Source organism: Bradyrhizobium sp. Leo78, from assembly GCF_059512425.1.
This window is the reverse complement of sequence record NZ_JCAMOT010000003.1, coordinates 182,328-207,182: the sequence shown is the minus strand read 5'-3', so window position 1 is coordinate 207,182 and position 24,855 is coordinate 182,328. Positions and strand designations below refer to the sequence as shown.

At 66.0% G+C, this 24,855-nt stretch carries 21 protein-coding genes; 19 read left to right on the top strand and 2 right to left on the bottom strand.

Annotated features, from left to right (window positions below; all coding sequences use genetic code 11):
- Positions 1–46: 46 nt before the first annotated feature.
- Positions 47–919, bottom strand: coding sequence for a phytanoyl-CoA dioxygenase family protein (locus AC5ZG1_RS05635; protein WP_496132214.1), 873 nt, complete (start codon positions 917–919; stop codon positions 47–49).
- Positions 920–1,040: 121 nt separating this feature from the next.
- Here AC5ZG1_RS05635 and AC5ZG1_RS05630 point away from each other — a divergent pair, with 121 nt between their 5' ends.
- Positions 1,041–2,051 (top strand): LacI family DNA-binding transcriptional regulator, encoded by a 1,011-nt coding sequence (locus AC5ZG1_RS05630; protein WP_456642698.1) that lies wholly within the window; start codon positions 1,041–1,043, stop codon positions 2,049–2,051.
- Here AC5ZG1_RS05630 and AC5ZG1_RS05625 read toward each other — a convergent pair.
- On the bottom strand, positions 2,048–2,995 hold the full coding sequence (locus tag AC5ZG1_RS05625; protein WP_456642699.1) for a hydrogen peroxide-inducible genes activator: 948 nt from the start codon (positions 2,993–2,995) through the stop codon (positions 2,048–2,050). The genes AC5ZG1_RS05630 and AC5ZG1_RS05625 overlap by 4 nt on opposite strands.
- A 126-nt stretch (positions 2,996–3,121) precedes the next feature.
- Between AC5ZG1_RS05625 and katG the strand changes: the two genes are divergently transcribed.
- The 18 genes from katG (at position 3,122) to AC5ZG1_RS05535 (ending at position 24,824) form a co-directional block, all read left to right on the top strand.
- Positions 3,122–5,296, top strand: a complete 2,175-nt coding sequence (gene katG, locus AC5ZG1_RS05620; RefSeq protein ID WP_496132213.1) for a catalase/peroxidase HPI — start codon at positions 3,122–3,124, stop codon at positions 5,294–5,296.
- A gap of 319 nt (positions 5,297–5,615) precedes the next feature.
- A complete protein-coding gene (locus AC5ZG1_RS05615) occupies positions 5,616–6,866 on the top strand; it encodes an ABC transporter substrate-binding protein (protein ID WP_456642701.1) in 1,251 nt (416 codons plus the stop codon).
- A 124-nt stretch (positions 6,867–6,990) separates the two neighbouring features.
- Positions 6,991–7,818 (top strand): helix-turn-helix transcriptional regulator, encoded by an 828-nt coding sequence (locus AC5ZG1_RS05610; RefSeq protein ID WP_028162202.1) that lies wholly within the window; start codon positions 6,991–6,993, stop codon positions 7,816–7,818.
- Between the two features lie 272 nt (positions 7,819–8,090).
- Positions 8,091–9,101, top strand: a complete 1,011-nt coding sequence (locus AC5ZG1_RS05605; RefSeq protein WP_496132212.1) for a branched-chain amino acid ABC transporter permease — start codon at positions 8,091–8,093, stop codon at positions 9,099–9,101.
- A 1-nt stretch (position 9,102) separates the two neighbouring features.
- Positions 9,103–10,173 carry a branched-chain amino acid ABC transporter permease gene (locus AC5ZG1_RS05600; protein ID WP_496132211.1) on the top strand — a complete coding sequence of 357 codons (1,071 nt, stop codon included), beginning with the start codon at positions 9,103–9,105 and terminating at the stop codon, positions 10,171–10,173.
- On the top strand, positions 10,166–10,948 hold the full coding sequence (locus AC5ZG1_RS05595) for an ABC transporter ATP-binding protein (RefSeq protein ID WP_208826079.1): 783 nt from the start codon (positions 10,166–10,168) through the stop codon (positions 10,946–10,948). The genes AC5ZG1_RS05600 and AC5ZG1_RS05595 overlap by 8 nt, the downstream gene beginning before the upstream one ends.
- A complete protein-coding gene (locus AC5ZG1_RS05590) occupies positions 10,941–13,160 on the top strand; it encodes an ABC transporter permease (RefSeq protein ID WP_496132210.1) in 2,220 nt (739 codons plus the stop codon). The genes AC5ZG1_RS05595 and AC5ZG1_RS05590 overlap by 8 nt, the downstream gene beginning before the upstream one ends.
- A 3-nt stretch (positions 13,161–13,163) precedes the next feature.
- Positions 13,164–13,997: a phosphoenolpyruvate hydrolase family protein gene (locus AC5ZG1_RS05585; RefSeq protein WP_496132209.1), complete on the top strand. Its 834-nt coding sequence runs from the start codon at positions 13,164–13,166 to the stop codon at positions 13,995–13,997.
- A 21-nt stretch (positions 13,998–14,018) separates the two neighbouring features.
- A complete protein-coding gene (locus AC5ZG1_RS05580) occupies positions 14,019–16,901 on the top strand; it encodes a flotillin family protein (protein ID WP_496132208.1) in 2,883 nt (960 codons plus the stop codon).
- Positions 16,902–16,910: 9 nt separating this feature from the next.
- Positions 16,911–17,348: an SRPBCC family protein gene (locus AC5ZG1_RS05575; protein WP_130223921.1), complete on the top strand. Its 438-nt coding sequence runs from the start codon at positions 16,911–16,913 to the stop codon at positions 17,346–17,348.
- A gap of 191 nt (positions 17,349–17,539) precedes the next feature.
- Positions 17,540–17,983, top strand: coding sequence for an SRPBCC family protein (locus AC5ZG1_RS05570; RefSeq protein ID WP_130223919.1), 444 nt, complete (start codon positions 17,540–17,542; stop codon positions 17,981–17,983).
- Positions 17,984–17,999: 16 nt separating this feature from the next.
- Positions 18,000–18,818 carry an FAD binding domain-containing protein gene (locus AC5ZG1_RS05565; RefSeq protein WP_496132207.1) on the top strand — a complete coding sequence of 273 codons (819 nt, stop codon included), beginning with the start codon at positions 18,000–18,002 and terminating at the stop codon, positions 18,816–18,818.
- A gap of 19 nt (positions 18,819–18,837) precedes the next feature.
- Positions 18,838–19,317 carry a (2Fe-2S)-binding protein gene (locus AC5ZG1_RS05560; protein ID WP_456642709.1) on the top strand — a complete coding sequence of 160 codons (480 nt, stop codon included), beginning with the start codon at positions 18,838–18,840 and terminating at the stop codon, positions 19,315–19,317.
- Positions 19,318–19,329: 12 nt separating this feature from the next.
- Entirely contained in the window at positions 19,330–20,907 is a 1,578-nt protein-coding gene (locus AC5ZG1_RS05555; RefSeq protein ID WP_496132206.1) for a xanthine dehydrogenase family protein molybdopterin-binding subunit, read from the top strand.
- Positions 20,908–20,909: 2 nt separating this feature from the next.
- On the top strand, positions 20,910–21,932 hold the full coding sequence (locus AC5ZG1_RS05550; RefSeq protein ID WP_496132205.1) for a xanthine dehydrogenase family protein molybdopterin-binding subunit: 1,023 nt from the start codon (positions 20,910–20,912) through the stop codon (positions 21,930–21,932).
- A gap of 11 nt (positions 21,933–21,943) precedes the next feature.
- Complete coding sequence (locus tag AC5ZG1_RS05545) at positions 21,944–22,825, top strand: AAA family ATPase (protein ID WP_496132204.1); 882 nt, start codon at positions 21,944–21,946, stop codon at positions 22,823–22,825.
- A complete protein-coding gene (locus AC5ZG1_RS05540) occupies positions 22,822–23,940 on the top strand; it encodes a vWA domain-containing protein (protein ID WP_496132203.1) in 1,119 nt (372 codons plus the stop codon). The genes AC5ZG1_RS05545 and AC5ZG1_RS05540 overlap by 4 nt, the downstream gene beginning before the upstream one ends.
- Positions 23,937–24,824, top strand: coding sequence for an amidohydrolase family protein (locus AC5ZG1_RS05535; protein WP_463328343.1), 888 nt, complete (start codon positions 23,937–23,939; stop codon positions 24,822–24,824). Before AC5ZG1_RS05540 ends, AC5ZG1_RS05535 begins: the two co-directional genes overlap by 4 nt.
- Positions 24,825–24,855 lie beyond the last annotated feature (31 nt).

The following is a 24,855-nucleotide window of genomic DNA, read 5'->3' as shown; positions in this document are numbered from 1 at the left end:
GGGAAGCCCGCGGGTGTTGCTCCCCGCGGGCTTCGTCAGATGTCTTTCAGGCAGCGCGCGTGAAGTAGCTCTTTTTCGACGCGGACTGCGTTTCGTAGATCGAGCCTTGGCGCTTCGGCGGCGGCAGCGGCATGCGCACGGGAACGCTGGTCATGCGCGGCGCGACAACCGAGCCGCCGGCGAGCAGACGGCTATCGAACTCGGCAAAGTCCTTCACGCCGGCCAGCGGCCAGGCATCGCTTGCCGCGACCTCATAGAGCAGAAGGTTGCGCGGGCGGTTTGAGGTGTTCGTCGCCGAGCCGTGCAGCGCGCGCACGTGATGGAATGACATGCTGCCGGCCTTGCCGATGCAGGGCACCGCACGCTTGATCTCGTCCTGAATCGAGTCAGGGTCGATCAGGCCGGCGAAGCAACCGTCCTCACCATGATGATCCCACATGGTGTCGCCGACATGCGACCCGGGCGTCACCAGCATGGGACCGTTCTCCAGATCGCAGTCGTCGAGCAGCACGCCGATCGCAAGGATGTCGTCATTGGTGTGGGGATAGAACGCCCAGTCCTGATGCCACTCGACCGGCGAGCCGTACTGCGCGGATTTCATGTTGAGCTTGGAGCCATGCAGGCGCAGGCCAGGGCCGATCAGCTTGGTAAGGATGGAGATGACCGGCTCGCTGCGCACGATCTGATCGAAGATCGGGTGCACCTTGTGCGGCGCCTTGATGCGGCGGACCCTCGGGTTCTCTTGGGTGTGGCCGGGTTCGAGGTCATAGACGTCGGTGTGCTCGGTGACATCAGCGGCACCGGCGACCAGTTCAGCCAGCACGGTGCGGACCCGCGCCAGAGTATCCTTATCGAGCACCTCGGGGACGACGATCACCCCATCGCGCCGGTAGGTCTGGACCACTTCGTCTGAAATCATACGGCGGTTCCTCCTTTTGTTATGCTAGCGCTACCATGGTCGAATGTTAGCGCTATCATATGCAATGCTAGCGCTGTCACTATAGATGCGCAATCCGGAATCGTGCAGATTCACCGCCACCATGGGTTCCAACCTGACCGAGACCGAAATCATTTCCGACGAGGCGGCCCCGACGCTGTCGGCGGTGGCGAAACGCGCCGGCGTCTCATCGATCACCGTGAGCCGGGTGGTCCGATTGCCGGATCTGGTCGCGCCGGAAACCCGCGCCCGGGTCGAGAAGGCGATGCGGGAACTCGGCTACGTGCCCAACCTGGTCGCCGGAGCGCTCGCGAGTGCGAAGACCAATTCGGTCGGCGTCCTGGTGCCGACGATCGCCAACTCGATCTTTGCCGACACCGTGCAGGGCCTCTCCGACAAGCTCGAACCGCTCGGCTATTCCGTGATCCTCGCGCAGTCGCGCTACGACGCCGCGCGCGAGGACCGCATGCTCGCGGCGCTGCTGTCGCGGCGGCCGGAAGCGATCATCATGGTCGGCTCGCCCGCGACCGAGGACGGCAAGCGCCTGCTGCGTCACGCGCGGATTCCGATCGTCGAAACCTGGGAGCTGCCGATCGATCCGATCGATGCCGTTGCCGGTTTCGACAATTACGAGGCCGGCGTCGCGGTCGCGCGGCACTTCATCGCGCAGGGCCGTCAGCATCTTGCCTTCATCGGCGGCGACGACCCGCGCGGCACGCGGCGATGGCTCGGCTTCGAGGACCACGCACTGGCGCACGGGTTACAACCGCCGCGCCGGCTGATCCTCGAACGCAACGCGTCCGGCAGTGTCGCCGCGCATGCGAACTTGCCTGGTGTCGATGCCGTGTTCGCAGCCAATGACGCTCATGCCATCGGCTTCATGGCCGGCCTGCGCAAGGCCGGGCTGCTGCGCGACGGCCCGGCCGCGGCGCAGCCGGTCGCGGTCGTCGGCCTCGGCGATCTCGAGATGGGACGGCTGATCTCGCCGAGTCTGAGCACCATCAGCGTCCATGGCGATGCGATCGGCCGCACCGCCGCGACACTGACGCTCGAGCGCGGCGGCGAGCGCCGGATCGATCTCGGCTTCGAACTCGTGCTGCGCGACAGCGGCTAGCGCGCGATCGGCGATCGTGATCGCGCTGAAGACTTTGGAATGCGCTGCTCGCGCAACGCATCGGCTGACAGACAAACCACTTCGGAAATCTGCATGAGCTGCCTGGACAAAGGACTGGTCTTGCGCCAGACCATGCCGATGGTTCGCGACGGCTGCGGGTCCTTGAAGCGGGCGACCGATACCGATGCCGAGCGCGTCTCCACCCCCACGGCCATTTCCGGAATCAAGGTGACGCCGATGCCGGCGCCGACCATTTGAACGAGCGTGGACAGCGAGCTTGCTTCCAGCACCTCGCGTGGCGGCGATGATTTCATGTTGCAGAACGACAGCGCCTGTTCGCGAAAGCAATGTCCTTCTTCCAGCAGGAGAAGCTTCATTTCGCGCAGCGCTTCGCTGCTCGGCACCGGCGTTCCCTCATCCTCGTCCGGCCGCACCAGCAGGAAATTTTCCGTGAACAGCGCGACCTCGGTCAACGAAGGTTCCGACACCGGCAGGGCGACAATGGCCGTGTCGAGCCGGCCTTCCGCCAGCTCCTTGATCAGCTTCGGCGTCACCGTTTCGCGGACGTGAATGTCGAGTTCAGGATGCATCTGCGTGAGATTGCCGATCACCTTGGGCAGCAGATAGGGAGCAATCGTAGGAATCATGCCGATGCGCAAACGCCCGACGAGCTGGTCCCGCGACGCCCGCGCGAAGTCCCCGAGTTCATCGACCGAACGCAGGATTTCGCGGACGCGCTGGGCGAGTTCTTCGCCGAACTTCGTCAGCACGACCTGCCGGGCGCTGCGCTCGAGCAGCACGCCGCCGAGCGCCTCTTCCAATTCCTTGATCTGCATCGAGAGCGCCGGCTGCGTGATGGCGCATGCCTCCGCCGCACGCCCGAAATGGCCGTGACGCGCCAGCGCGTCAAAATAACGAAGCTGTCGCAGGGTAAACTGGATCATCAGGATATCTTATCGGTACAATCACGAAAGTCAATTTCACCTGATGATAACGGTCGTTTAGAGTCGTTCAAGACCGACCAGAAACTGCCAACCAGACCCGACCAGAAACTGCCGAAGGAGGCGATGATGGATGACAAGACAAAATGCCCGGTCGCGGGCGGAAAACACAGATTTACCAACCGTGACTGGTGGCCAGGCCACTTGGACGTCCAGGTCCTGCACCGGAATTCCGACCTGTCCGATCCGATGGACGCGGAGTTCGACTATGCCAAGGAATTCAAGACGCTCGACCTGAACGCGGTCATTAAGGACCTGACCGCCCTGATGACGGACTCCCAGGAGTGGTGGCCCGCCGACTTCGGCCACTACGGCGGCCTGATGATCCGCATGGCCTGGCACAGCGCGGGCACTTACCGCATTACAGACGGCCGCGGCGGCGCCGGCGCCGGTCAGCAGCGTTTCGCCCCGCTCAACAGCTGGCCGGATAACGCCAACCTCGACAAGGCCCGCCGCCTGCTCTGGCCGATCAAGCAGAAATACGGCCGCAAGATCTCCTGGGCCGACCTGATGGTTCTTGCCGGCAACGTCGCGCTGGAATCGATGGGCTTCAAGACGTTTGGCTTCGCGGGTGGCCGCGTCGACGTCTGGGAGCCGGAAGAACTGTACTGGGGTCCGGAAGGTACCTGGCTCGGCGACGAACGCTACAGCGGCGAGCGCCAGCTGGCCGAGCCGCTCGGCGCGGTGCAGATGGGCCTCATCTACGTCAATCCGGAAGGCCCGAACGGCAAGCCGGACCCGGTCGCCGCGGCGCACGACATCCGCGAGACCTTCTTCCGGATGGCGATGAACGACGAGGAAACCGTTGCGCTGATCGCCGGTGGCCACACCTTCGGAAAGACCCACGGCGCCGGCGATCCGTCGCTCGTCGGTTCGGAGCCGGAAGCTGGTGCGCTGGAGGATCAAGGCCTCGGCTGGAAGAGCAAATTCGGCACCGGTATCGGCGCTGATGCGATCACCGGCGGCCCCGAGGTGATCTGGTCCCAGACCCCGGTGCAGTGGAGCAACTACTTCTTCGAGAACCTGTTCAAGTACGAATGGGAGTTGGTGAAAAGCCCGGCCGGTGCCTGGCAGTGGCAGGCAAAGGGAGCCGAAGCTATCATTCCAGATCCCTTCGACAAGTCGAAGAAGCGTCTGCCGACTATGCTGACCACCGACCTGTCGCTGCGCATGGATCCGGCCTACGAGAAGATCTCACGCCGCTTCTATGAGAACCCCGACCAGTTCGCGGACGCCTTCGCCCGCGCCTGGTTCAAGCTCACCCACCGCGACATGGGTCCGATCGTGCGCTATCTCGGCCCGCTGGTGCCGAAGGAAACGTTGATCTGGCAGGACCCGATCCCGGCCGTGGATCATCCGCTGATCGACGACAAGGATGTCGAAGCGCTGAAGGCGAAGATCCTCGCCTCCGGCCTGTCGGTGCAGCAGCTGGTCTCGACCGCATGGGCCTCGGCGTCCACTTTCCGCGGCTCGGACAAGCGCGGCGGCGCCAACGGCGCGCGCATCCGCTTGAGCCCGCAGAAGGACTGGGAGGCGAACGAGCCGGCGCAGCTCAAGAGCGTGCTGCAGAAGCTCGAAGCCATCCAGAGCGAGTTCAACGGATCGCAGAAGGGCGGCAAGAAGGTCTCGCGCGCCGACCTGATCGTGCTCGCCGGCAGCGCCGCGGTGGAGAAGGCCGCCAAGGACGGCGGCACCGACGTGAAGGTCCCCTTCGCGCCCGGACGCATGGACGCCTCGCAGGAGCAGACCGATGTCGCCTCCTTCGCCCCGCTCGAGCCGCGGGCCGATGGCTTCCGCAACTACATCGGCAAAAAGCATCAGTTCATGCAGCCCGAGGAAGCCCTGGTGGACCGCGCGCAACTGCTGCGGCTCACCGCGCCGGAGATGACGGTCCTGCTCGGCGGACTGCGCGTCCTCGGCGCCAATGTCGGCCAGTCGAAGCATGGTGTCCTCACCACCAAGCCCGGCACGCTGACCAACGACTTCTTCCTCAACCTGCTCGACATGCGCACGCAGTGGAGTGACGTCGGGAATGGCGTATACGAGGGCCGCGACCGCAAGAGCAACGAGCTGAAGTGGACCGGGACCCGCGTCGACCTGATCTTCGGTTCGCACTCGCAGCTCCGCGCGATCGGCGAAGTCTATGCCTGCACCGACTCGAAGGAGAAGTTCGTGAAGGACTTCGTGGCGGCTTGGACCAAGGTGATGAACCTCGATCGCTACGACCTCAGAGCGGCCGCTTGAGGCGCCAAAGGCTGTCGCAAGCGACAACCAAGAAATCAGGGCGGCGTTTCAACTCGAAACGCCGCCCTCTTTGCGTCCACCGTGCCGTGCCTGCGTCGGCCCCACCTATCCGCCTCGACTGAACCGCCCGCACGACAATCCTCCACCAGATCCCGCTGCGGCGCAGCATGCAAAATGAGACTGCCCGTCAAGCCGCGCGGCGCGGAGACGTCCGCGCTGCATCCGCCATCGGTTAGCTTTCGCCCAACAACCAGACGTCGCGGCCGTCGCAAACACGCGGGCCGCATGCAAGACGCTGCAAAATGGGAGGAGGAGAGCGATGTTGAAAGGCAGTGTGGGACTGATCGCGCTAGGCAGCCTGTTGCTTTCGGGCGCCGCAGTCGCGCAGGAGAAGATCAAGGTCGGCGTCACCGCAACGCTCGAAGGCACCTACACCGTGCTTGGCGAGGACGGCATCCGCGGTTTCCAGACCGCGCTCAATACGCTCGGCAAGAAGGTCGGCGACAAGGAGCTCGAATTCGTCATCGCCTCGACGGATGCGACACCCGATTCCGCGGTGCGCGCGGTGCGCAAGCTGATCGAGCAGGACAAGGTGCAGATCCTGCTCTCGCCGCTCTCCGGCGACGAAGGCATCGCGGTGAAGAATTTTGCCAAGTCCCGCCCCGAGCTGACCTTCGTCAACGCCGCGTCCGGTGCGCAGGAGACGACCTATGTCGACCCGGCCCCGAACTTCTTCCGCTACAACATGGACGGCGCGCAGTGGCAGGTCGGTCTCGGCAAATACGCCTATGACACCAAGGGCTATCGCAAGATCGCGACCGTCGGTGAGGATTACTCCTTCATCTACACTCAGGTGTTCGGTCTCGTGCTTGAATTCTGCGGCGCCGGGGGACAGGTCACGAACCGGCAATGGGTGCCGCTCGGCACCAAGGACTTCGCCTCCGTGATCGCCGCTCTGCCCGACGATGTCGATGCGATCTATCTCGGCCTCGGCGGTGCCGATGCCGTCAACTTCCTCAACCAGTATCAGCAGGCCGGCGGCAAGGCGCATCTGATGGGCGGCTCGATCATGATCGACCAGACCATCCTGTCCTCCAAGGGCAACGCCAAGAACGCGTTGATCGGCACCATCGCCGCGAGCGGCCAGGCCGACACCTGGGAGGATCCCGGCTGGCAGAAATTCGTGAAGGCCTATCAGGACTCCTTCCCGCCGAACAAACGCTTCCCGAGCCCCTCGCTGCTTGCCACCAATTATTACGGCTCGACCATGGCGCTGATCCTGGCGCTGCGTGAGGTCAATGGCGACCTCAGCAATAACCAGGCAAAGCTCAAGGACGCGCTGGCCAAGATCGAGCTCGACGCGCCCAACGGCAAGATCAAGCTCGATTCCAACCGGCAGGCAATCGGCACCAATTTCGTGACCGAGGTGGTGGATGACGGCAAGGGCGCCCTGTTCAGCAAGGTCGTGAAGGTGATCCCGAACGTGAACCAGACGCTCGGTTACGATCCGGCGGTGTTCGCCAAGATCGGCCTGCCGAGCCGCACTATTCCGGAATGCAAGAAGTACTGACCTAATTTTTGCAGGTGCGAACTGACCGTCGGCGACGGGAGCGAGGCGTCGTTGCGCTTGCGTTCTCTTCCCGGATGTTGAACGCTGGTTGCAAAAGACAAGAACATCCCGCGGGAGGGAGGGCATGAGCAAAGCGCTTGCCGTCTTCCACGGCCGGTTCGGTCGCGCGACGGTCTATCAGTTGAACCGTCCCTTCAACGTGCATGCGCACCGCGAAGGACATCTGATCTTCCATGTCGGCGGCACACCGGCGCAGATCGACGTCTGCGATCAGCGGCGGCTCCTCACCGAGGATTCCGTCGTCGCAGTCAACCCGTGGGAGCCGCACAACTTCCTGCCGGCGGACATGGACAGGGGCGCGATCTTCTTCGTGCTTTATGTCAACGCGGAATGGTTTGCGCCCGACACGCCGTGCACGCAGGGCCTGCGCTTCGGCCGCACTCATTTCAAACGCAGCGACACGCTCGACCGGCTGATCCGCCACACCGCGGCGCTTGTGTGCGGTGCCCCCTCGCTCAAGAGCCTCGATGGCGAATTGCGGCGCCTGATCGATCTCAGCTACGAGGAAAGCTGGCGGCAAACCGAAGCCCGGCAGGAAATTCGCACGACTGCGGCGATCACCGATTTTCGCATCCGCAAATCCGTCAAACTATTGTCCGAAAGCCCCGGCGCCGAGATCGAATTGGATTCGATCGCCCGCGCCTCCGGCCTGTCGCGGCCGCACTTCTATCGCTTGTTCCGCACCCAGACCGGCGTCACGCCGCACCTCTATCGCAATACGGTGATGATGGAGCAGGCGCTGGACGCGCTGGTCGCCACCGAAGCGCCGATCGCCGATATCGGCTACGATCTCGGCTTCTCCTCGCAAAGCGGCTTCACCCGCTTCTTCGCTGCCAATGTCGGCATGGCCCCGACCGACTATCGCCGCGCCGCCAAGGTGCTGCGCCCGTAGCGCCGACTTCACCTCTCCCGCTTGCGGGAGAGGTCGGCGCGTAAGCGCCGGGTGAGGGCTCTCTCCGCATCGGGAGTCCCAATGCGGAGACACCCTCACCCCAGCCCTCTCCCGCAAGCGGGAGAGGGAGCGCAGCGTCGCCTGCGGATTCGACCTGATCTTTGGCGCCGATAAAAGATACTCCCGGTCAAATCCGCCCGCTCGGCCCGCACTAAGATGCGGACAACGCGATCCGAAAAAGACGATCGCGAGCCTTGAGGGAACGCACGTCGATGGCACGGTTCATCGAACGCCATCCGGCATGGGCGCTGATCGCGATCATCGCGGTCGCGCTCCTGCTGTGGCTGGTCTTCGCGGTCTGGCCGCCGGGCCTGGAGCAGGCGATCGGCCGCAAGCGGGTCTTTCTCAATGCCGTCTTCAACGGCATCACGCTCGGCGGCCTGTATTTCCTGGTGGCGAGTGGCTTCACGCTGATCTTCGGCTTGATGCGCAACGTCAACCTGGCGCATGGCTCGCTCTACCTGTTCGGCGGCTATGTCGGCTACGCCATCAGCGCCTGGACCGGCTCCTGGATATTGAGCTTCGCGGTTGCTTTCCTCGCGGTCGGCCTCGTCGGCGTGCTCCTGCAGATCCTGGTGTTCCGCCGCATGGAGGGGCAGGACCTGCGGCAAACCATGGTGACGATCGGGCTTGCGATCGTGTTCGCGGATTTGATGCTGTGGGTGTTCGGCGGCGATTTCTACCAGATCCCGACGCCGAGCTGGCTGATCGGCCCGGTGCAGCTTCCGTTCATCACCGCGGTCAAATCCTCCGGCGATCCGGTCTATCTGCAATATCCGATGGTGCGGCTCGCGATCTTCGCCGCTTCCGTCGTGATCGGCATCGCGATGTGGCTGGCGCTGAACCGCACGCGGATCGGCATGATCGTGCGGGCGGGAGTCGATGATCGCGACATATTGGCCGCGACCGGCGTCCAGATCCAGGCCGTGTTCGTGCTGGTGTTTGCGCTCGGCGCCGGACTTGCCGGCATCGCCGGCGTGGTCGGCGGCACCTTCCAGTCGATCTCGCCGGGCGAGGATACGCGCTTCCTGCTCGCTTCCCTCGTGGTCGTGATCGTCGGCGGCATGGGATCGAACCCGGGCGCAGCGCTCGGCGCTGTCATCATCGGCCTCGCCGAGCAGCTCGGCTCCGTCTACATCCCGACCTACGCCATCGTCGTCACCTTCCTGATCATGGTCCTGGTCCTGGCGCTGCGGCCGCAGGGCCTGCTGGCGAGGCGATGACATGTCGTTGACGCAGCTTCATGCACCAGCGACTGCGGTGGAACGTCCGAAGTTCCGCGCCTGGCCCGAACTCAACAACCCCGCTGCCTGGCTGGTCGCGCTGATCCTCGTGATCATGCCGCTGATCGCGAACGGCTTCTTCCTGATCGAGATCTTCGGCACCTCGCTGATCCTCGGCATCATCGCGCTCAGCCTGATGTTCCTCGCCGGCTATGGCGGCATGGTCAGCCTGATGCAGCTCACCATTGCGGGCTTCGCCGGCTACATGGTCGCGGTGTTCGGCGTCAGCGGCAACGCCAATATCAGCCTCGGCTGGCCGTGGTGGCTGGCAACGCCGATGGCGCTCGTGCTCGCGACGATCTTCGGCACGCTCGGCGGCGCGCTCGCGGTCCGCACCGAGGGCATCTACACCATCATGATCACGCTCGCGATCGGCGCGGCGTTCTACTATTTCACCAACCAGAACTGGGCCATCTTCAACGGCCATACCGGCATCAACACGGTCGCCACGCCGCAGTTCTGGGGCGTCGACTGGCGCTCCGATATCCCCTTCTACTATCTAATCCTCGGCGTCGCCGCGCTCTGCTATTTCGCGGTCCAATATGTCGCGCGCGCCCCATTCGGGCTGGCGCTGCAGGGCGTGCGCGACAATTCCCGCCGCATGTCGGCACTCGGCTTCAACGTCAACGCGCACCGCGTCGCGGCCTATGCGTTCGCATCCTTCATTGCCGGGCTCGGCGGCGTATTGCAGGTCTGGAACTATCGGCAGATCTCGCCCGGCTCAGTCGGCGTCGAGCGCTGCATCGACATCCTGATCATCGCCGTGGTCGGCGGCATCACCCGGCCGGTCGGCCCCTTCATCGGCGCGCTCATCTTCGTCATCCTGCGCACCTTCGCGCTCGATGTCCTGATCAAGTTCGGACTCGACGGCAATCGCTTCCGCCTTCTGATCGGGCTCGGCTTCCTCGCCATCGTGTTCTGGTCATCGGATGGCGTGATCGGCCTTTGGGAGCGCTGGCGCCGCCGCCAGACACGAACCTCAAGCAGCACCGCTGGACGCCGCCATGGATAGCGTCGCCCATCGCCTCTCCGCGGTCGGCGCCGGCGCCGCGCTGGAATTGCGTGGCGTGACGCGATTGTTCGGCGCGCTGGCCGCGCTCACCGACGTGACGATGACGGTGCGGCCCGGCGAGCGGCGCGCGGTGCTCGGATCCAACGGCGCCGGCAAGACCACGCTGTTCAACTGCATCACTGGCGATTTCCCGCCCTCGTCCGGCACCATCCGCTTCTTCGGCGAGGACGTCACCCGCTTTCCGCCCTATGAGCGGATCCGCCGCGGCCTGCGCCGTACCTACCAGATATCGGCGCTGTTCCCGGGCCTCACCGTGCAGGACAATGTCTACCTCGCCTGCCGCGGCGTCTCGCGCGGACGCTTCTCCTTCCTGCGTCCGGGAGCGAACGATGCGCTGATGCATGCGACGGAGACGCTGGTGCAGGCGGTCCACCTCACCGCCGTGAAAGACCAGCGCGTCGCCGAGCTCGCCCATGGCCAGCAGCGCCAGCTCGAAATCGCGCTCGCACTCGCCGGCGCGCCGCGCTTCATCCTGTTCGACGAGCCGGCGGCGGGCCTGTCGCCGGCGGAACGGCTCGAGCTGATCGAGATCCTGACCTCGTTGCCTGCGCATATCGGCTACATCATCATCGAGCACGACATGGATGTCGCGCTGCGCGTCGTCGAAAGCGTCACGATGATGCACAACGGCCGCGTCTTCAAGGAGGGCCTGCCGCGCGAGATCGAGTCCGATCCCGAAGTGCAGGAGCTCTATCTCGGAGGCGGCCATGAATAATGCCCGCCGCGCCGCGCCCGCCGTGGAGGTCAGAGGCCTCGACGTCTATTACGGCCATTCGCATGCGCTGCAGGGCGTCGACCTCACGCTGGATTCCGGCGTGTTCTCGGTGGTCGGCCGCAACGGCATGGGCAAGACCACGCTGTGCAAGACCATCATGGGCCTGGTGCGAGCCAGCGGCGGCTCGGTGCGCGTTCGCGGCGAGGACGTCACGCACATGAGCCCGGCCCGGATCGCGCGGCTCGGCGTCGGCTATGTGCCGCAGGGCCGGCGGCTGTGGCGCTCGCTCAGCGTCGACGAGCATTTGCAGCTCGCCGGCGGGATGCGCCGCGGCCCGTGGACGATCGAGCGGATCTACGACACCTTCCCCCGCCTGGCCGAGCGCAAGGATCATGGCGGCAGCCAGCTCTCCGGCGGCGAGCAGCAGATGCTCGCGATCTCGCGCGCACTGCTGACCAATCCGCATCTGTTGATCATGGACGAGCCAACCGAGGGCTTGGCGCCGGTGATCGTCGCACAGGTCGAGGAGATGCTGGTCCGCCTCGGCGAAGACGGCGACATGTCGGTGCTGGTGATCGAGCAGAACATCGGCGTGGCGACGGCGGTCTCCAAGAACGTCGCCATCATGGTCAACGGCCGCATCAACCGCATCATCGATTCCGTGCGGCTGGCCGCCGACCGCGAGTTGCAGCAGCGCTTACTCGGCGTCGGGCTCCATGGCGATGTTGCAGCCGATATCGACGCCGGCCCCGCAAAGCCCGAGCCGAACGCCGCGCCGCAGCCTGCACGTGCCAAGGGCCCGGTCCGCATCTACATCTCCAACCCCACGCCGCCGACGCGCTGGTCGCAGCCGGTGCCGATCGCCCGCATCGAGGCCGCCGCGCGAACGCATTCGGCCGGCGTCACACGGCTCGAAGAGAGCACCCGGCAGCGACGCGAACCTGCGGCCACCGTGCAGACCGCGGGCCCGCCGGCCGTGCTGGTCGTCGGCACGCTCGACACCAAGGGACCGGAGCTCCGCTTCATCCGCGACATCATCGCGGCAAGCGGGCTGCGCACTCGCCTGGTCGACGTCTCCACCAGCGGCAAGCAGACGACCTGCGACGTCTCGGCCCAGGAGATCGCGCTGAACCATGGCCGCGGCGGATCGGGCGTGTTCGGCGCCGATCGCGGCGCCTCGGTCAACGCGATGGCGGACGCTTTCGCGAAATGGCTGCGCCGGCAGGGCAACGTCGCCGGCATCATCTCGGCCGGCGGCTCCGGCGGCGCCTCGCTGGTCGCGCCCGCGATGCGCGCCCTGCCCATCGGCGTGCCCAAGATCATCATCTCCTCCGTCGCCTCGGGCGACGTCGGCCCCTATGTCGGCCCGGCCGATATCATGATGATGTATTCGGTCACCGACGTCCAAGGCCTCAACTCGATCTCGCGCGCGGTGCTCTCCAACGGCGCCAATGCGCTGGTCGGCATAGTCAAAGCGCGTCTCGACGAGCGCAGCGCCCGCCAGCGCGACACCGGCAGCAGTCTTCCTGCCGTCGGCATCACCATGTTCGGCGTGACCACGCCTGCGGTGCAGAAGATCGCGGCCGCGTTGAAGGACGATTTCGAGTGCCTGGTGTTCCACGCCACCGGCGTCGGCGGCCGCTCGATGGAGAAGCTTGTCGATTCCGGACAGCTCGCTGCCGTCATTGATCTGACCACCACCGAAATCTGCGATCTCATGATGGGCGGCGTCTTCCCGGCGACCGACGATCGCTTTGGCGCGATCATCCGCAGCCGCGTGCCCTATGTCGGTTCGGTCGGCGCGCTCGACATGGTCAATTTCGGCGCGCCCGACACCATTCCGGAGCGCTACCGCCAGCGCAAATTCCACGTCCACAATCCGCAGGTCACGTTGATGCGGACGACAGTGGAAGAGAACGAGCGCATGGGCCGCTGGATCGGCGAACGGCTGAACCAGATGGATGGGCCCGTGCGCTTCTTCCTGCCCGAGGGCGGCGTCTCCGCGCTCGATGCGTCGGGCCAGCCGTTCTGGGATCCTGACGCCGACGCGGCGCTGTTCCGCGCACTGGAGCGGACGGTGCGCCAGACCGGCAACCGCCAGCTCATTCGCATCAGGCGCAACATCAACGATCCCGAATTTGCGGCTGCGATCGTAGCCGCGTTCCGTCCTCTGCTCGGACGCGCCGGTGGACGGCGGAGAGTGGCGAGGTGACCCATGGCCAGGTTTGAACGCGCGGCGCTGTTGAAGAGGTTTCGCGACATGGCGGCCAGGGGCGAGCCGATCGTCGGCGGCGGCGCCGGCACTGGCCTTTCCGCCAAATGCGAGGAAGCCGGCGGGGTCGACCTGATCGTGATCTACAATTCCGGGCGCTACCGCATGGCCGGCCGTGGCTCGCTCGCCGGGCTAATGCCTTACGGCGACGCCAACGCAATAGTGCTGGAGATGGCGGGCGAAGTGCTGCCAGTCGTGACCAACACGCCGGTGCTCGCCGGCGTCAACGGCACCGACCCGTTCCGCGACATGGACCTGTTCCTGGACCAGCTCAAGGCGCTTGGATTCTCCGGCGTGCAGAACTTTCCGACCGTCGGCCTGATCGACGGGATCTTCCGCGCCAATCTCGAGGAGACCGGCATGTCCTATGCGCTGGAGATCGAGATGATTGCCAAAGCCCACGACAAGGACATGCTGACGACGCCTTACGTCTTCAGCGAGGCCGAAGCGGCCGCCATGGCGATCGCCGGTGCCGACATCATCGTCTGCCATCTCGGCCTGACCACCGGCGGCTCGATCGGCGCGCAGACCGCGCTCAAGCTCGAGGATTGCCCGGCCCGCATCGATGCCTGGGCCGAGGCCGCCCTCAGCGTCAATCCGCACATCCTGGTGCTCGCGCATGGCGGTCCGATCGCGGACCCAGCGGATGCCGATTTCATCATGAAGAAGACCCGCAAATGCCACGGCTTCTATGGCGCCTCCTCGATGGAGCGCCTGCCGGTCGAACGGGCGCTCACGGATCAGGTACGCAAGTTCAAGGCGATCGGCGCCCGCTAGCGCCGAGCAAGGGAGGTTAGGATGTCAGGGATTCTCATCGGCGAATTGATCCTCTGGCTCATCGTGGCGATCATCGCGATCGTCGTCATCGTCTACATCGTCAACTGGCTCTATCACCGCTCGTCGAAGGAAGTGTCCTTTGTCCGCACCGGCTTCCTCGGCGAACGCGTCGTGATCAATGGCGGCGCCTTCGTGCTGCCTTTCATCCACGACTACACGCCGGTCAACATGAACGTGCTGCCGATGGGGATCGTGCGCTCCAGGCAGGACGCCGTCATCACCCGCGACCGCATGCGCGTCGATATCGAAGCGGATTTTTACGTCCGCGTGCAGCCGACCCGCGAAGCCGTGTCGATCGCAGCCGCCACGCTCGGCCGCCGCACCATGGAGCCGGAACAGCTCCATACGCTCCTCTCCGGCAAGTTCGTCTCCGCCATCCGCTCGGTCGCCTCCGAAATGACCATGGAGCAGATGCACGAGCAGCGCGGCGACTATGTCGCCCGCGTCAAGGCTGCCGCTGCTGAGGCGCTCGCCCAGAACGGCCTCGAGCTCGAATCCGTCGCGATCACCGATCTCGACCAAACCGACCTCGAGTTCTTCAATCCCTCCAACCGTTTCGATGCCGAAGGTCTCACCCGCCTGATGGAGGACATCGAGGCCAAGCGCAAACTGCGTAACGACATCGAGCAGGACTCGATGATCAAGATCCGCTCCCGCAATCTGGAGGCCGAGAGGCAGGCTCTCGAGATCGAGCGCGAGAGCGAGACCGCGCGGCTGGAACAGGAGCGTGACATCGAGATGCGCCGCGCCCTGCAGCGCACCGAAGTGGCGCGCGAACGCGCGCTGCGCGAGACCGAGGCCGAGCAGGCCCAGATCACCGCGCGCGAAGCGATCGAGAAGGCGCGCATCGCCAACGAGCAGGCGATCACGGAGGCCCGCATCGCCTCCGAACGCGAGACCCGGCAGAAGGAAATCGAACGGACGCGTGCGGTCGAGGAACGGGAGCTCTTGGCCCGCGAGGAGATCGAGAAAGCCCGGATCGCCAATCAGCGCTCGGTCGACACCGCGCGGATCGCCTCCGAGCGCGAGGTGCGCCAGCGTGAGATCGAGCGAATGCGCACCGTGGAGGAGGCCGAGATCGCGGCGCGCGAAGCGATCGAGAAGGCCCGCATCCAGCAGGATCGCGTCGTCACAGATGCCCGTATCGCCAATGAGGAAGAGACCCGGCGCCGCGAAATCGAGCGCACGCGCACGGTCGAGGAAGCCGAGATCGCTGCGAAGGAGGCGACCGAGAAGGCGCGCATCACCCAGACCATGACCGTCAATGTCGAGCGCATCGCCTCCGACGAACGTACCCGCGCGCTGGAGATCCAGCAGGTCCGCGCCATTCAGGAAGCCGAGATCGAAGCGCAGCGCGCCGTGGAAGCCGCGCGCATTGCCCGCGAGCGCACCCTTGCCGCCGAGCGGATCGCCGCCGAGCAGAACACGCGGCAATTGGAGATCGAACGCAACCAGGCGCTTGATGTCGCCGGCATCGCCGCGCGCGAAACCACCGAGGCCTCCCGTATCGCCCAGGAAGAACGCATCCGTTCGCTGGAGATTGCGCGCAACCGCGCCGTGGAAGAAGCCGACATTGCCTCGCGCGAGGCCATCGAGGCCGCGCGCATCGCGCAGGAGAAGTCCGTTGCCGCCGAGCGCATTCAGGCCGAGCGAGAGACGCGCGCCCTCGAAATTGCGCGCAGCGAAGCGATCGAGGCAGCCGACCTCAAGCGGCGCGACGCAATCGAGCGCCAGCGGATTGGGGTGGAGCTTGCGCTGGAATCCGAGCGGATCGCCTCCTCCAGGACCCGCGAGGTGCTCAATATCGACCAGAAGAAGACGATCGAGATCGCCGACGAGGAGCGGGTGATCGCGCTGTCCGCCAAGCGGTCCGAGCGCATCGATGCCGACCGCCAGGTCAGGCAGGCGGAAATCGTGGCGCGCAAGGAAGTCGAGACCACCGATGTCTCGCGCGAGCAGGCGCTGGAGGCAGCACGGATCGAACGCCGCCGCGCCATCGAGCAGCTCGAGGTCGCGCGCGTCCAGTCGCTGCAGGAGGCCGAGATCGCCTCCCGCGAGGAGGTCGAGCGCGCCCGCATCGCCTCCGACCGCGGCCTCGACGAGGCCCGGGTCGGCCGCGAGCGCGATCTGCGCCGGCTCGAGGTCAACCGCGAGAAGGACGTCGAGACCGCCTTAATGGACAAGGCGATCGCCCTCTACCAGAAGTCGCTGGAAGAATCCGCAGCCAAGGTGGCGGCAGAAGACGCGCGGGTGCGCGCGACGGAAGCTGCCGAGCGCGTCGTCACCGCGCGCGAGAGCGAGATCGCACGGCGCCGCAAGACGGTGGAAGTGCTGCTCGCCGAGAAGCAGGCCGAGGAGACGCGGATCGCGGCCGAGGCCGAGCGGGTGCGCGCCGCGGTGGAGGCTGAGGCGCAGCGGCTGCTCAACGAGGCCGAGAACGTGCTCACCGACCAGGCGCGCTACTCGCTGTTCCGCCGCAAATTGCTCGACCGCATCGAGGGCATCGTGCGCGAGAGCGTCAAGCCGATGGAGAAGATCGAGGGCATCCGCATCCTCCAGGTCGACGGCCTCAACGGCAACGGCCACGGCAATGGTTCGTCCCGCAGCGCCACCGACGAAGTGATCGACTCCGCGCTGCGCTACCGCGTGCAGGCGCCCCTGATCGACTCCATCCTGTCCGATATCGGCGTCGAGGGCGGCAGCCTTGCGAAGATGCCAGGCCTGATCCGCGAGGCGCGCGACATGCAGGGCATCAAGGATTCCACGACCCGCAAGAGCGGCGAAGCCAAGCCGCCCGCAAGTCCCGCCACGGGCGAGCCGCGCCCGCCGCGCAAGAAGGAGTGAGCACGCGCCATGGCCAGGGTCTATGTCTCCACCGTCGTCAACGCCCGCAACGATCGCGTCTGGGCCCGCGTGCGCGACTTCAACGGCCTGCCGAACTGGCATCCGGCGATCGCCGAGAGCCGCATCGAAGGCGGCGAGCCCGCCGACAAGATCGGATGTGTGCGTGATTTCCGCCTGCGCAACGGCGACCGCATCCGCGAGAAGCTGCTGGGCCTGTCCGACTACGACATGTTCTGCACCTACTCCATCCTGGAATCGCCGATGGGGGTGGAGAACTATGTCGCGACGCTGCGGCTGACGCCGGTCACCGATGGCGACCAGACCTTCCTCGAATGGACCGCCGAGTTCGACTGCACGCCCGAGCGCGAGGCCGAACTCGTCGGCAATATCGGTGGCGGCGTCTTTCAGGGCGGCTTCGATGCCCTCAAACGCGCCTTCGGAGGCTAGCGCGATGCGATTGAGTCCACCCGCTGTCGCGACGATGTTCCACCTCTCCCCATCGGGGAGAGGTCGGCGCGAAGCGCCGGGTGAGGGGGTTCAGGTCCCACGAGAGACCGCCGCCCCTCACCCGGATCGCATTTTGCGATGCGATCCGACCTCTCCCCTGCGGGGAGAGGTGACAGTGACCGGAGGCTAGCGTGCCGCATATCGTCAAGAGCACGATCATCGATGCGCCGACCGAGGCGGTGTGGGGCGTGCTCCGCGATTTCAACGGCCACGACCGCTGGCATCCGGCAGTCGCGACCAGCACGATCGAGCGCGCACATGGCGCCGACAAGATCGGTTGCATCAGGCGGTTCAAGCTCAAGGACGGCTCGGAGCTGCGCGAGCAGTTGCTGGCGCTGTCCGACCTCGAGCAGTCCTTCAGCTACTGCCTGCTCGATACGCCGATCCCGATGTTCAACTATGTGGCGCATGTCCGCCTGCTGCCCGTCACCGACGGCGATCGCACCTTCTGGCACTGGGAATCGCGGTTCACGACGCGGCCGGAGGACAGCGCCAGCATCACGCAGACGGTTTCCGAAGAGATCTACCAGGCCGGCTTCGACGCCATTCGCCGGCACCTGAAGGAGGCCGCATGAGCGCGGAGGAATGCCCATGACCGTCACGGTAAGGACCTTTACCTCAACCGGCGAGGCAGCCGCGGCGCTCTCATCAGATCGCGGCGCGCGCTATTTCGGCGGCGGCACGCTGGTGATGCGCGCGCTGAACGAAGGCGATATTTCGATCTCCACCATTGTGCGCGCCAGCGACCACGCGCTGACGCGGATCGATGCGACCGGTTCCCGCGTCGCGATCGGCGCGGGCGTTACCTTTGCCCGCATCCTCGCCGAGCGCGATCTCGCCTTCCTGCACGCTGCCGCCCGCTCGATCGGCGGCCCGGCGGTGCGCAACATGGGCACGGTCGGCGGCAATCTGTTTGCCACGAATCCATATGGCGACTTCGCCGTCGCGCTGCTGGCGCTCGACGCGATGATTTCCGTGCAGGGCGGCCTCGGCAGCCGCGACGTGCCGATCGAGGAATTTTTGCAGACGCGCGAGCGGCAGACCGGCACGCTCGTGCTCGCGGTCTCCTTTCAGAAGCCGGCGAGCGCGGACGCGTTCCGCTACCGCAAGATCGCCCGCATCAAGCCGAAGGGCGGCGCCGTGATCACGCTCGCCGCGCATCTGCCTGTCAGCAGCGGCCGCATAGTCGGCGCACGCATCGCGCTCGGCTCGATGGCGCCGACACAGATTCGCGCCCGTGCCGCCGAGCGGGCGCTGGAGGGGCGCACGCTCGATGCAGCGACGATCAGTGCCGCCGCCGCGGCTGCGGTCGAAGGCACCTCGCCCGCCGACAATGCGCTCGCCTCCGGCTGGTACCGGCGCGAGATCGTCGGCGTTCACCTTAGACGTTTGCTGTCCGGTCAGGAATAGGATCACCAAGAGAATCACGATGGCCAAGACCGCCCTGCAATTCCGACACAACGGCCGCGACGTCGCGATCTTCGTCGACGGCGGCACCAATCTCCTGGTCGCGCTGCGCGAATTGATCGGCGACATGACGCCGAAATTCGGCTGCGGCCAGGGCGGCTGCGGCGCCTGCAGCGTCCTGATCGACGGCGAATTGCATCTCTCCTGCCTGACACTGGCCGAGACAGTCGCCGGCCGCTCGGTGGAAACGCTTGATGGCATCAAGGATGGCCCGAACCTGCATCCGCTGCAGCGCGCATTCGCCGACAATTTTGCCGCCCAGTGCGGCTATTGCACGCCGGGCATGCTGATGGCCGCCAAGGCGTTGCTCGACCGCAACCCGCAGCCGAGCCGCGCCGATGTGGTCGAAGCGATCTCGGGCAATATCTGCCGCTGCACCGGTTACGAACCCATCATCAACGCCGTGCTCGCCGCCGCCTCGGTCGGTCGTGCCCGCGCTTGAAGGACTTGAGCCATGCTGGAATTGCGCAAGGACATCTTCGCCGACGAACGCGACGACAATCTGAAGGAAATCGGCAAGGGCACGCAGCGGCAGGATATGCTCGGGCATGTCACGGGCACCTCGACCTATTTCGACGACCACAAGCTGCAGGGCATGCTGCATCTGAAGGTGGTTCGCAGCACCCATGCCCATGCGCGGCTGCGCCGCATCGACACCAGCGAGGCCGAGCGGGCGGCGGGCGTGCGCCGGATCATCCGCGGCAGCGACGTGCCGCGCAATCTCAACACCCTGCTCAGCCTGATCAATTTCGGCAAAGATGACGAGCCGTCGCTCGCGGTCGACAAGGTGCGCTACAAGGGCGAGCCGATCGTCGCCATCGTCGCCGACAGCCCGCGCGAGGCCTATGAGGCAATGGCCAAGGTCCGCATCGACTACGAGCCGCTATCGGCCGTGTTCGAAGTCGAGGATGCGCTGAAGCCGGGCGCGCCCGTTGTCAACGAGACCTATCCGAAGAACGCGTTCATCTATCACGATATCTACGATCACCAGAAGCTGCGCTTCGGCGACGTCGAGCGCGGCCTCGCCGCGGCCGACCATGTGCTGGAGCAGCGCTACCAGATGTCGCCGATCGAGCACGCGCCGACCGAGACCAACGGCTCGATCGCCGCACCCGACACCAACGGCCGCTACATCGTCTACACCTCGACCCAGGCGCTGTTCTTCTCGCTCGACACCTGCGCCAAGATCCTCGACGTACCCTCGAACACCTTCCATTTCATCGGCGGCACCGTGGGCGGCGGATTCGGCGGCAAGGTCGATACGCTCACCGAGCCGCTCTCCATCCTCGGCGCCATGCTGACCGGGCGTCCGGTGCGCTACATGTTCGGGCGCGAGGAAGAGATGCAATATGGCCCGCCGCGCGGCGCCGAGCGCATCTACATCAAGGATGGCGTGATGCGCGACGGGCGGATCGTGGCGCGCAAGATCCGCGCCTACTTCGACAGCGGCGCCTATACGCGCCTCTCCAGCTACGCCGCCGTCAAATGCGCCGCGCATCTGCCGGGCCCTTACACGATCCCCAACGTTTACGGCGACGTCTATTGCGTCTTCACCAATCGGACGCCAGCGACTGCGATGCGCGGCTTCGGCGTCACCGCGATGGACTTCGCGATCGAGTGCCAGATGGACAAGCTCGCGCATCTCGTCGGTATGGACCCGATGGAGTTCCGCATCCTCAACGCCTATCGCGACGGCGACATGAAGGCGCATCGCCGCGAAGCCAAGAACTGCGCGCTGATCGAATGCGTCCAGGTCGCCGCCGAGAAGGCCAAATGGCCGATCCGCGAGGACTTCAAGCGCGCCTCCTCGCGCAAGGATGGCGGCGGCAGCCGCGCCGCGATCCCGCCGACGCCACGCGATTCCCACGCGCCGGTCGCGACGCCGTCGCAACAACGGACGACCTATGACCGCGCGCCCGCCGCCTCGCGCGAGCCGCCTCCGCCGTCGCCACCGCCCCCTCCCCCGCGGCCGCAGGCGCCATCGCATGGCGCCGCGCGCTTCTCCTCCGTCTTCGGCACCAGGAGGCGCTGACCATGACAAGACATCGCGGACGCGGCATCGCGTCGATCAACTACCCGATCGGGATGAATCTCGGCGGCGACCCCAGCCAGGCGCTGGTGCACTCCAATCCCAGCGGCAAGTTCACGGTGGCGCTGTCCTCGATCGATCTCGGCCAGGGCATGAAGTCGGTGACGCGGCAGATCTGCGCGGAGACGCTCGGCGTGCCGGTCGAGGACGTCTATGTCGACACCGCCGATTCCGATACCGGGCCGCACTGCATGGGCTCGTTTGCCTCGCGCGGCACGCATCGCGTCGGCAATGCGGTAATGATGGCCGCACGCGAGGCTCGTGGCGTGATGATGGAAGCGGCCGCCGAAGAGCTGGAACTCAACGCCGCCGATCTCGATACCGACGGCCGCGGTAACATCCACGTCAAGGGCGCGCCGCATCGATCCATCTCGACCAAGGATGTGGCGATCGCCGCGCAGTTCAAGCAGGGCAAGACGATCTCCGGCCGCGGCATCTTCCTGGTGCCGCTCTCCGACGTCGATCCTGAAACCGGCGAGATGTCGCCTGCCACATGCTACGCGCATGCCTGCCTGGTCGCCGAGGTCGAGGTCGATGACGAGACCGGCGAAGTCGCGATGGTCCGCATGGACAGCGCCTATGAGCTCGGGCGTGCGCTCAATCCGCGGCTGGTCGAGCAGCAACTGGTCGGCGGCGCCTGGATGGGCATCAGCCACGCGCTCTACGAGACGCCCGAGCCCTATTATCCCGACCCGAGCCACGGCCCGCGCGACTTCGTCGAATATCTGATGCCGGGGCCCGGCGACATCTGCCCGCATGACATCGCGGTCCTGGAACGCCCCGCCGCCGACGGACCGTTCGGCGCCAAGGGCCCGGGCGAGATGTGCGCCAACCCGGTGCTGCCGGCTGTGGCGAACGCGATCTTCAACGCCGTCGGCGTCCGCATCGATGAACTGCCGATTACGCCGGAAAAGGTTCTGCGCGCGATCAAGGCGCAGGGCGGCGCGCGGCCGCAGGCGCGGCGCTAGAGGCAGCAGATATGCCGGTTCGCAGCAACATCGTCGGCATCGACTCGCCAGAGGCGCTGGAGAAGGCGCTGCGCGCAGCCTACTATCTTGCCGACGACGGCATCGCGACGTCAGCCTATCTCTCGCTCGCGCTCGGCAAGCCGCTGCTGCTCGAAGGCGCGCCCGGCGTCGGCAAGACCGAGGCCGCCAAGGCGATCGCCGCCGTGCTCGGCCGCAGATTGATCCGCCTGCAATGCTATGAGGGCATCGACGCCGCGGCCGCGCTCTATGAGTGGAACTATCCGCGCCAGATGCTGGCGATCCGGCAGGCCGGCGACGAGACCATCGACATCTATGGCGAGAGCTTCCTGATCGAACGGCCGATGCTCGCTGCGCTGCGCGCGCCTGACTCGACCGTGCTCTTGATCGACGAAATCGATCGCGCCGACCAGGAGTTCGAGGCCTTCCTGCTCGAATTCCTCTCCGATTTCCAGATCTCCATTCCCGAGCGCGGCACGGTGCGTGCGTCGGAACATCCGGTCGTGGTGCTGACATCGAACCGGACGCGCGACCTGCACGAGGCGCTGCGCCGCCGCTGCGTCTACCACTGGATCGACTATCCCTCGGCCGAGCGCGAAGCGCGTATCGTCATGATGCGGGCTTCCAGCGTCGCCGACTCCACCGCCCGCGCTGTCGTTGCCGCGGTCGAAAAACTCAGGCGCGAACCGCTGAGCAAGGCGCCCGGCATCGCGGAAGCCGTCGACTGGGCCGAGGCGGCGACGCTCTTGCATAAGGGCGGCGCACGCTGGCCGGACGCGTTCAAGCGCTCGATCGGCGTCGCGCTGAAGGACGAGGAGGATCTGCATTTCATCTCGCCCCGGCTCGATGCGCTGATAGCGGAGGCTGCAGCGTGACCGACGAATTGCTACTGCCGCGCGCCGCACAAGCGTTCATCTCCTTCGTCGCGCTGCTGCGCCACAACGGCTTCGCCGTCGCGCCAGAACAAACCACCGCCTTCCTCGCCGCGATCGAATTGCTCGGGCCGCGCAGCCTGGAGCACATCCGCCGCGCGGGTCTCGCGACACTCGCGCCGCCGCCGGAACGGCGCGCGACCTATGACCGGCTGTTCGATATCCATTTCCGCGGTGCTGAGGCCATCGAGCGGGCCGAGGGCGAAGACGAAGACATCGTGCGCCTGCAGGAGGACGGCCGCGGCGAGGACGAACCGCCGCTCGCCGACGAGGCCAACGAATCCGGCCTCGCCGCCGCCCGCACCGAGGCGCTGGTCGAGCGCCGCTTTGCCCACGGCACGACCGGCGATGTGCTGCGCCGGCTCGCGCGCGAAGCGCCGCGGCGGCTGCCGCGTCGCCGCGGCCACCGGCGGATGCGGGCGCGCCGCGGCCCCTTCGCCGACATCCGCCGCACCTTGCGCGACAGCGTGCGCAATGACGGCGAGGTGCTGCGTCTCGGGCATCTGAAACGCCGCCAGCGCCCGCGCAAGATTCTGCTCCTGATCGACGTCTCGGGCTCGATGAAGGCGCGCACCGAGGAGAACATGAAGCTCGCGCATGCGCTGATCCAGGCCGCCCGCAATGTCGAGGTGTTCACCTTTGGCACCCGGTTGACGCGCGTCACCCGCGCGCTGCGCCTGAAGCGTCGCGAGCAGGCGCTGAACGCAGCCGCACATCTCGTCAGCGACTGGGACGGCGGCACCCGCATCGGCGACGCCTTGCAGGCATTTCTCGCCGTGCCGCGGTTTGGCGGCTACGCGCGCGGCGCCGCCGTGGTCGTGGTCTCCGACGGATTGGAGCGCGGCGACATCTCAGCCTTGCGCGACGCGGTCGCCAAATTGTCGCGACGCGCCTGGTCCCTGAGTTGGCTGACGCCGCTTGCGAGCGGACCTGACTTCCGGCCGCAGACCGAAGCGCTGATCGCGATCGCGCGTTTCGTCGATGACCTCTCCGACGGCGGGTCGAGCGCCGCCGTCGTATCGCATCTGTTGTCGCTCGGAGGAAGGAGAGCGGCATGACCGACATTGTCGACGCCCACCACCACATCTGGCGGCAGGCGGATCTCGCCTGGCTGTCCGGCCCGATGCAGCCGCGCATCTTCGGCCCTTATGAGCCGATCCGCCGCGACTATCCGATCCGCGAATATCTCGACGACCTCGCCGGCACCGGCGTGATCCGCTCGGTCTATGTCCAGACCAACTGGCCCACTGATCGCTTCGAGGACGAGGCGGCCTGGGTGCAGCAGACAGCGGGCGAGCACGGCTGGCCGCATGCCATCGTCGCCTATGCCGACTTCTCCGCCAGCGACGTGCGCCCGCAACTCGACCGCCTCGCGCGCTATCCGCTGGTGCGTGGCGTGCGCATGCAGCTGCACTGGCATGAAAATCCGCTCTACCGTTTCGCCGCGCGCGCCGATCTCTGCGCCGATCCCGTGATCCGCCGCAACGTCGGCCACCTTGCTGATTATGGCTGGAGTTTTGACCTGCAGGTGTTCGCACCGCAGATGGCGGATGCCGCCGGCCTCGCCGAATCCTGCCCCGACGTAACCTTCATCCTGCAGCACGCCGGCATGCTGGAAGACCTGTCGCCGGAAGGCCGCGCCGCCTGGCGCGCCGGCATGGCAAGGCTCGCACGCTGCCCGAACGTGGTCTCGAAACTTTCGGGGCTCGGCACCTTCATCCATCGCAACGACCTCGCACATATCCGTGGGATCATTGAAGACACCGTCAATGTCTTCGGCGCCGAGCGCTGCCTGTTCGGCTCAAACTTTCCGATCGAGAAACTCTGGACCAGCTACCGCGAACTGATCGCCACCTATCGCGCGGCCACCGTGCAGCTTCGAGGTGAGCAGCGCGACGCCATCTTCAGGGCCACCGCGATGCGCGTCTATCGTATCGGATGACGGCGCACGAAGTCGCACAAAGCAAGATCAA

Excerpts from the sequence above, each read along its gene's own strand:
- AC5ZG1_RS05600 (WP_496132211.1), top strand. The coding sequence starts at position 9,103 with ATGTCGTTGACGCAGCTTCATGCACCAGCGACTGCGGTGGAACGTCCG.
- AC5ZG1_RS05590 (WP_496132210.1), top strand. The coding sequence starts at position 10,941 with ATGAATAATGCCCGCCGCGCCGCGCCCGCCGTGGAGGTCAGAGGCCTC.
- katG (WP_496132213.1), top strand. The coding sequence starts at position 3,122 with ATGGATGACAAGACAAAATGCCCGGTCGCGGGCGGAAAACACAGATTT.
- AC5ZG1_RS05630 (WP_456642698.1), top strand. The coding sequence starts at position 1,041 with ATGGGTTCCAACCTGACCGAGACCGAAATCATTTCCGACGAGGCGGCC.
- AC5ZG1_RS05605 (WP_496132212.1), top strand. The coding sequence starts at position 8,091 with ATGGCACGGTTCATCGAACGCCATCCGGCATGGGCGCTGATCGCGATC.
- AC5ZG1_RS05560 (WP_456642709.1), top strand. The coding sequence starts at position 18,838 with ATGGCCAAGACCGCCCTGCAATTCCGACACAACGGCCGCGACGTCGCG.
- AC5ZG1_RS05555 (WP_496132206.1), top strand. The coding sequence starts at position 19,330 with ATGCTGGAATTGCGCAAGGACATCTTCGCCGACGAACGCGACGACAAT.
- AC5ZG1_RS05550 (WP_496132205.1), top strand. The coding sequence starts at position 20,910 with ATGACAAGACATCGCGGACGCGGCATCGCGTCGATCAACTACCCGATC.
- AC5ZG1_RS05610 (WP_028162202.1), top strand. The coding sequence starts at position 6,991 with ATGAGCAAAGCGCTTGCCGTCTTCCACGGCCGGTTCGGTCGCGCGACG.
- AC5ZG1_RS05625 (WP_456642699.1), bottom strand. The coding sequence starts at position 2,995 with ATGATCCAGTTTACCCTGCGACAGCTTCGTTATTTTGACGCGCTGGCG.
- AC5ZG1_RS05595 (WP_208826079.1), top strand. The coding sequence starts at position 10,166 with ATGGATAGCGTCGCCCATCGCCTCTCCGCGGTCGGCGCCGGCGCCGCG.
- AC5ZG1_RS05585 (WP_496132209.1), top strand. The coding sequence starts at position 13,164 with ATGGCCAGGTTTGAACGCGCGGCGCTGTTGAAGAGGTTTCGCGACATG.
- AC5ZG1_RS05575 (WP_130223921.1), top strand. The coding sequence starts at position 16,911 with ATGGCCAGGGTCTATGTCTCCACCGTCGTCAACGCCCGCAACGATCGC.
- AC5ZG1_RS05635 (WP_496132214.1), bottom strand. The coding sequence starts at position 919 with ATGATTTCAGACGAAGTGGTCCAGACCTACCGGCGCGATGGGGTGATC.
- AC5ZG1_RS05565 (WP_496132207.1), top strand. The coding sequence starts at position 18,000 with ATGACCGTCACGGTAAGGACCTTTACCTCAACCGGCGAGGCAGCCGCG.
- AC5ZG1_RS05580 (WP_496132208.1), top strand. The coding sequence starts at position 14,019 with ATGTCAGGGATTCTCATCGGCGAATTGATCCTCTGGCTCATCGTGGCG.
- AC5ZG1_RS05535 (WP_463328343.1), top strand. The coding sequence starts at position 23,937 with ATGACCGACATTGTCGACGCCCACCACCACATCTGGCGGCAGGCGGAT.
- AC5ZG1_RS05615 (WP_456642701.1), top strand. The coding sequence starts at position 5,616 with ATGTTGAAAGGCAGTGTGGGACTGATCGCGCTAGGCAGCCTGTTGCTT.
- AC5ZG1_RS05545 (WP_496132204.1), top strand. The coding sequence starts at position 21,944 with ATGCCGGTTCGCAGCAACATCGTCGGCATCGACTCGCCAGAGGCGCTG.